Annotated in this window: 9 protein-coding genes; 1 reads left to right on the top strand and 8 read right to left on the bottom strand. The window is 46.6% G+C overall.

All coding sequences use genetic code 11. The features are described from left to right. The 5 genes from ACLR2L_RS17765 to ACLR2L_RS17785 form a co-directional block, all read right to left on the bottom strand. A partial coding sequence (locus ACLR2L_RS17765; RefSeq protein WP_413370047.1) for a GTP-binding protein occupies positions 1-401 on the bottom strand: 401 nt, incomplete at its 3' end. Between the two features lie 153 nt (positions 402-554). Continuing rightward, the gene (rlmM, locus tag ACLR2L_RS17770) at positions 555-1,631 is read right to left on the bottom strand and encodes a 23S rRNA (cytidine(2498)-2'-O)-methyltransferase RlmM (RefSeq protein ID WP_413370050.1); all 1,077 of its coding nucleotides are present in this window, start codon (positions 1,629-1,631) and stop codon (positions 555-557) included. Then, positions 1,624-2,004 (bottom strand): DUF423 domain-containing protein, encoded by a 381-nt coding sequence (locus ACLR2L_RS17775; RefSeq protein WP_413370052.1) that lies wholly within the window; start codon positions 2,002-2,004, stop codon positions 1,624-1,626. Before ACLR2L_RS17775 ends, rlmM begins: the two co-directional genes overlap by 8 nt. Then, positions 2,004-2,630: an alpha/beta family hydrolase gene (locus tag ACLR2L_RS17780; RefSeq protein ID WP_413370054.1), complete on the bottom strand. Its 627-nt coding sequence runs from the start codon at positions 2,628-2,630 to the stop codon at positions 2,004-2,006. Before ACLR2L_RS17780 ends, ACLR2L_RS17775 begins: the two co-directional genes overlap by 1 nt. Next, entirely contained in the window at positions 2,623-3,522 is a 900-nt protein-coding gene (locus ACLR2L_RS17785; protein ID WP_140956504.1) for a transcriptional regulator GcvA, read from the bottom strand. Before ACLR2L_RS17785 ends, ACLR2L_RS17780 begins: the two co-directional genes overlap by 8 nt. Before the next feature lie 217 nt (positions 3,523-3,739). On the opposite strand from ACLR2L_RS17785, the gene ACLR2L_RS17790 reads away from it, so the two are divergent. After that, positions 3,740-4,018, top strand: coding sequence for a hypothetical protein (locus ACLR2L_RS17790; protein ID WP_413370057.1), 279 nt, complete (start codon positions 3,740-3,742; stop codon positions 4,016-4,018). 72 nt (positions 4,019-4,090) lie between these two features. Here ACLR2L_RS17790 and kdsA read toward each other — a convergent pair whose 3' ends face one another. The 3 genes from kdsA to ACLR2L_RS17805 all read right to left on the bottom strand — a co-directional run. Next, on the bottom strand, positions 4,091-4,942 hold the full coding sequence (gene kdsA, locus ACLR2L_RS17795) for a 3-deoxy-8-phosphooctulonate synthase (RefSeq protein WP_140956502.1): 852 nt from the start codon (positions 4,940-4,942) through the stop codon (positions 4,091-4,093). A gap of 28 nt (positions 4,943-4,970) precedes the next feature. Then, the gene (locus ACLR2L_RS17800; protein WP_413370059.1) at positions 4,971-5,336 is read right to left on the bottom strand and encodes a SirB2 family protein; all 366 of its coding nucleotides are present in this window, start codon (positions 5,334-5,336) and stop codon (positions 4,971-4,973) included. A 20-nt stretch (positions 5,337-5,356) separates the two neighbouring features. After that, positions 5,357-6,494, bottom strand: a 1,138-nt coding sequence (locus ACLR2L_RS17805; RefSeq protein ID WP_413370061.1) for a DUF3369 domain-containing protein, incomplete at its 5' end; no start/stop codon positions are given.

Raw genomic sequence — 6,494 nt, forward strand, 5'->3', positions numbered from 1 at the left:
AGTTTGTTTACGAAGATTACACGCGCAACTTCTGAATCGTTTGCATAACGCCAGTTGGTTTCAGACTGTGGCTCAACGCCGCCTGAACCACAGAAAACACCGATACCACCATCCAATACTTTCAGTGAACGGTAAACTTCAACGGTGAAGTCAACGTGTCCGGGAGTATCGATGATGTTCATGCGGTGGTTTTTCCAGAAACAGGTAGTCGCAGCAGACTGGATAGTAATACCGCGCTCAGCTTCCTGTTCCATAAAGTCAGTCGTTGACTCACCGTCGTGTACTTCACCGGTTTTATGGATTTTACCGGTAAGTTTCAAAATACGTTCTGTAGTGGTGGTTTTACCCGCGTCTACGTGGGCGAAAATACCAATGTTTCTGTAAAGGGATAAGTCTGCCATTAGTTCACTTTCAATAGGTTCAGAATAAAAAAACGGCGGGATTATAAAGGATTTCGCTACCAGATTTACAGTCCTTTATGAAAAAAGACTGCAACTAATCTGAAGAAATCGATTCTTACCCCACCTAACCTGATGATATATCATCATAAATTCTTATAAAGCACGAATTACTGCTACGGTCACTTCGTCTCTATCATGGTAAAGATGCCGGACAATCATACTCGCCCGAATCTTTTGCTCAGCCAGTTGCGCCTTCACCGACTGAATCGCGGCGTATACGGTCTCATATCGCCGTTTCATCGGCAACTTTAAGTTAAATATGGCGTGATTTGTCCAGCCTTTGCACAACCAGCTGGCCATTAAATCGGCAACCCGATCTGGCTTTTCAATCATATCACACACCAGCAATTCTACCTGACCAAATTTTGGCTTATATTTAAATCCGTCTTCCGGACGGTAATCCACCAGCCCGGTAGCCATTAAATGTTCGGCCATTTTACCGTTATCTACCGCTTCCACGTGCATTTCGCGCGAGACCAACTGGTAAGTCCATCCTCCCGGACACGCACCAAGGTCTACCGCTCTGGCACCAGGACGGCAAATGGCTTCCCGTTGTTCATCGGTGAGCATGAGTAACAGCGCTTCTTCCAGTTTTAATGTAGAACGGCTGGGTGATTGAGACGGAAACTTCAACCTGCAAATTCCGTTGGCAAACGGACTGCGTCCACGTGCATCACTCACCCCGATAATACAGCGGTCGGTATCGGTAAAAAACACATGCATTGCAGGCAGCTTTGGCTGTTCAGCCTTAGTTAACCAGCCTTGCTTGCGAAACGCCTGGCGCATAGGTACCGCTATCTTTTTACACAGCTTAGCCAGCTCTTTACCCGCTTCAGTATCAGCATGTTCAACAAATAGAAGACCACAACGCGGTACATCCGCTGTCTCAGCCAAAGTGGCAATGATAGGGCCAATGCGATCGCTTTTATCCTGTATACCGACTTCACCCACAATTCGAAAAAGCTGCCGGGCGAATATAGTCTGATTAACAGGCAATGAATTCACGAGTGTTGCCGCATCGGCATCTTGGTGGAATACAAATTTTACATAACCTTCATTGGCTTTAAACTGCGGATAGCCATACATCCCTTTTTCAGTGCCAAGAGCCAACAGCTCGTTCCCTAAATCGACTTCATAACCAGGCCGACAATAGGCTAAAACACTACTCATTGGTTTCTGTTCCTTTTACGAAAGCGACAACCATACAAGTCCATCCCACCATTAAGCACAATCCCCCCAGCGGGGTGACAGGCCCCAACCAGGTGTGACCGGTAAAAATCAATAAATACAGGCTGCCACTAAACAGTACTACACCAGCAATAAAACCTACCACAGCCCGGCTTAGCCACACCTTACTGCCAAACGGGATTAATGCAGAGGCCAACAAAATCGCTAAGGCGTGGTACATCTGGTATCGAACGGCAATTTCAAATGTATTGAGTGCGCCGCTGTCCAGTACCTGCTTAAGCCCATGTGCACCAAAGGCACCCAGCACAACTGCTGTTAACCCCAGCACACCGCCAATGACTAAACTTGTTTTCATTATTGTTCTCTTATAAATGCTGCACAGCGCCGCGCTGCGCTGGCAATATGCGCAGCCTGTGTAGAACCACTGGCCTTACGCGGTTTAAAACTGTGATCGCCGTCGGCGAGAAATTGAAAACTGATGCTTTTTGATATTGAATAACCTTCAACTTCCTGCCGATTGCCAAACGTATCGCGCTCCCCCTGCACAATGAGCAGTGGTTTCTGAAACTGCTTCAAATGTTCGGTGCGCAGCTTCTCCGGCTTACCTGGCGGATGGAAAGGGTAGCCCAGCGCAATCACCCCGACAGCATCAGTATCATGTGCGATTAGCGTGGCAACACGTCCTCCCATGCTCTTACCACCAATAAATAAAGGCGTATCAGGCCACTTATGAAATGCCTGTTCAATCACATGCTTAAAATGCGCTTCGAGCTTAGGCATGCTGTCGGGTGGTCGCTTTTTACCGGTATCAGCTATCTGTGTCATGTAGGGGAAATTAAAACGCACCACCCGCACATCCAGCTCGCTCAGTTGCGTGGCCATGTCCTGCATAAAATCCGATTCGGCTCCGGCCCCGGCTCCATGTGCCAGTAACAATGTTGCTATTGGAGTAGCTGATTCGGTTACCCACCAGTTACACATAGGCTTGCTCTTCTTTTACCAATTGCATTACCCAACTGCGAAATGCCGCAATTTTTCCCATATCAGCCTGTCCTTCATGACACACCATATAATAGGCGTCGCGGCTTTCCAGCTTTTCCTCAAACGGCATAATTAGTCGGCCCGCATCCAGTTCCGGTTTGGCCAGTACTGAATTACCCAGCGCTATGCCCTGCCCTAAGGCTGCTGCCTGCATTACCATCATCGAGTGACTGAAAACCGGGCCCTGATTCACATTCACGCCAAATACGTGAAAGTGCTTCAGCCACATTTTCCACATTGCCCTGCTTGAATCGTGCAACAGTACGTGATGTTTCAGATCCGCCAGGGAATTAAGCGGCTTGCTACCCTGAAACAAACTGGGGGAACACAAAGGGGTTAAAAACTCTGTATGAAGTTTATCGGCCTGAATACCACTCCAGCGTCCGCGTCCGTAATAAATAGCAACGTCGATATCATCTGCCAGAAACCCTTCATCAAAATCCACGGCCTTAATTCGCACGTCAATATCCGGGTGAGCAATACTGAACTTACTGATCCTGGGCACTAACCACTGGCTCGCAAAACTAGGGGGCGTAGCTACCGTAATGGCGCCTTTGCTGCCTCTGGCCAACAAACGCTCTGTTGCATCCTGCAAGGATTTAAATATGTCTTTGAGCTCTAAAAAATACGCCTGCCCTTCTTCCGTAAGCAACAAGGTGCGGTTTCTGCGAATAAACAGCTTCAGCGATAAGAAATCTTCAAGTGCCTTAATTTGATGGCTTACAGCCGCCTGTGTCACAAACAGCTCATCTGCTGCCCGGGTAAAGCTCAGGTGGCGCGCGGCAGCCTCAAAGGACTTCAGGGCATTTAAAGGAGGGAGACGTCGGTGCATTGCGGCGCTATCCAGTATGACAAACAGGCGACAAACCCATTAGTTTTTCTAATTTAAAACGTGTAATTTTTTTCATTTTTCAGCACCGTAATTACTGTTTACTATTTACCCGAAATTAAAAAACCTCTTTAAAAGACAAGAGGTTAAAACTTATAAATATTGTTAACTTTTTACAATATTTAAACAAACAATACTATTAATTTAATTAGGTGTGAATATGACTAAAACAATTTTAACAAACATCGCGCTTAGCGCGGTAATACTACCATTTTTTTCCAATGCCAGTGAAGTTACAACCGTTAATCCGGCGGTAACCCCTGCCGCATTCACGATCACAGTTGAATTACCGGCGCCGGTAATCGACACGTCGGTAAAAGTACAAGCACAACAAAACCTGCTGACCGATCAGTTCAATCTGGAAAACATAGACAAAGCGCTATTGGTTAATCTAAACGAAGCGCAAATAACGCTTAATTCGGCTACACGCGCTGAATAAAAACACCATTTCACACCTGCCGTATGCTCTGCAGTCTTCTGCAGAGCATATCAGGTCGCGAAATTCTGCTAATTAGTTTGCACTGGTATCCAGTGGCGCAAACCCTTTCACAAGCTCATCGAGCGCTTTCATTTGAGTCAGATACCCTTCCAGTTTAGAAAGGGGTAACGCACACGGACCATCGCATTTCGCTTCATCCGGGTTCGGGTGAGATTCGATAAATAATCCAGCCAGGCCTAACGCCATACCACTTCGAGCCAGTTGAGCAGCTTGTGCACGACGACCATCGGCAGACGTTTCACGTCCCCCCGGCATTTGTAACGCATGTGTTGCATCGAAAATCACCGGCGCATATTCTTTCATAGCGTCCATACCCAGCATGTCTACTACCAGATTGTTATAACCATAGCAGCTACCACGCTCACACAGGATCACATTGTCATTACCCGCTTCACCAATCTTTTTAATAATATGACGCATCTCGTGAGGTGCCAGGAACTGCGGCTTCTTCACGTTGATCACAGCACCTGTTTTTGCCATAGCAACCACAAGGTCTGTCTGTCGCGCCAAAAAGGCCGGTAATTGGATCACGTCTACTACTTCAGCAACGGGTGCAGCCTGATAGGGTTCATGCACATCGGTAATTAACGGTACGTTAAAAGTAGATTTGATTTCTTCAAAAATCTTCAGTCCTTCTTCCATACCCGGGCCGCGAAACGATGTTATAGACGACCGGTTGGCTTTATCAAAAGACGCTTTAAATACATAGGGAATATTGAGCTTTTGGCACACTTCAACGTAATGCTCAGCAATGCGCATTGCCAGATCACGTGATTCCAGTACGTTCATACCGCCAAATAAAACAAATGGCTTATCATTCGCGACAGTGATGTTACCCACTGTAACCTGCGAAATTTGAGTCATGATAATGTGTCCTGTGAGGAGTAAATATTTATAAAAACAATACGGTTTTGGTTACGGCAATCTTAGCCGTAAGCGCCAGCACTATCAGGGCACCGGCAAATCCGCCCCATTTTTTAACGGTGGTGGTTGATTTCAGGGCTACCATGCCAAACAAAATATAGGCTATGACGCCAATCACCTTGGCCGTTAGCCAACCGTTAACTAACGGGTACTGAGATAAAATAATGCACAACCAAATAGCGCTTGCCAGCAATACAGTATCAATAACGTGCGGAACGATCTTCACCCATTTTTTTTGCAAAAAATCCGGCTTCATCTGGCCATAGATAAAACGAAAAACAAACAACAGCACACTAATTCCCACTGCGGTCATGTGCAGGTGCTTCGCCATCATGTACATTTTACTTCCTTAATTTAGTTTGATTTACCGGGGTATTGTTGCTGAATTGCCACAAACTTGTCGATATTTTCCATAAATATTTGCATTAGCGAAGGATCAAACTGTTTACCCGCTGCAGCCTGCATCGCGTCTTTCACTTGGTCGATTGGCCAGGCTGGCTTGTACACTCTTTCATTAAACAGCGCATCAAAGGTATCAAGGATCGCCATTAGCCGGCTTTCAATGCTAATTTGTTCACCCTGAAGCCCGTCAGGATAGCCCTGACCATCCCAGCGTTCATGGTGGTGCCGAGCCAACTGGGCGGCAAGTTTAATAATCGGCCGTTTGGAATCCTTGAACACCTGATATCCAAATTCCGCATGCATCTGAATCTGATGAAACTCATCATCGGTTAACGATTCAGACTTATTGAGGATGGCTCGAGGCACATAAGAGTTACCCACATCGTGCAATGGCGCTGCCATTAGTAACATTTGCAGATCGCGGTCGTCCATGCCCGCCTCAATGGCGAAGGTTTCAGTCATGGCCACGATCCGCTTAACATGATTGCCGTCGAGCTCACGGCCATCTAACGCCTGCCCGAGCCGCTGCACGATTTCATTTTGTGTATCATGAACTTCCCGGGTGTTTAGTAAATTATCAAAGGCGATTTGCACATTTTCAGAAAACTTGCGAACCAGACGAATATCCATTTCGTTTACTGGTCGGGGTAAGCCAGTAAGAAACAATAGCGAACCGCGGTTTACATTGCTTTTGCAATAAGCGACCAGGTGTTCTTCTGCATATACCACTTCCTTGCGTTGCAACGCCTGTCTGCACAAATCATATTCAAAATCAGACAGCGATTCACGTAGCCGCCCTCCTTCTTTACCGGCGTATTCACCATTACCGGCAAAAATGTATAAATCACCAAGTGTCCCTATCGGTTTGGACACCGCGATCGCTGAGGTAATGTAGGCAGCATTTTTTGCGCCGCCCAGAATAGACGCCAGTTGTTGAATTAATCCCTGCATAAATCGCTCAAGAGAGCGTGACGAAAACAAATCTGCTGAAGCATCGATGATCTTTTCCAATCCCGCTCTTGCTTCTTCTATCACAATGATATCGCGGTAGGAACGCAGTGCAGCAATGATAACGGTAAAGAGTTTTTGG

It is taken from the genome of Alteromonas sp. AMM-1, assembly GCF_047290655.1.
In the GTDB taxonomy this organism is placed as follows: Bacteria; Pseudomonadota; Gammaproteobacteria; order Enterobacterales; family Alteromonadaceae; genus Alteromonas; species Alteromonas mangrovi.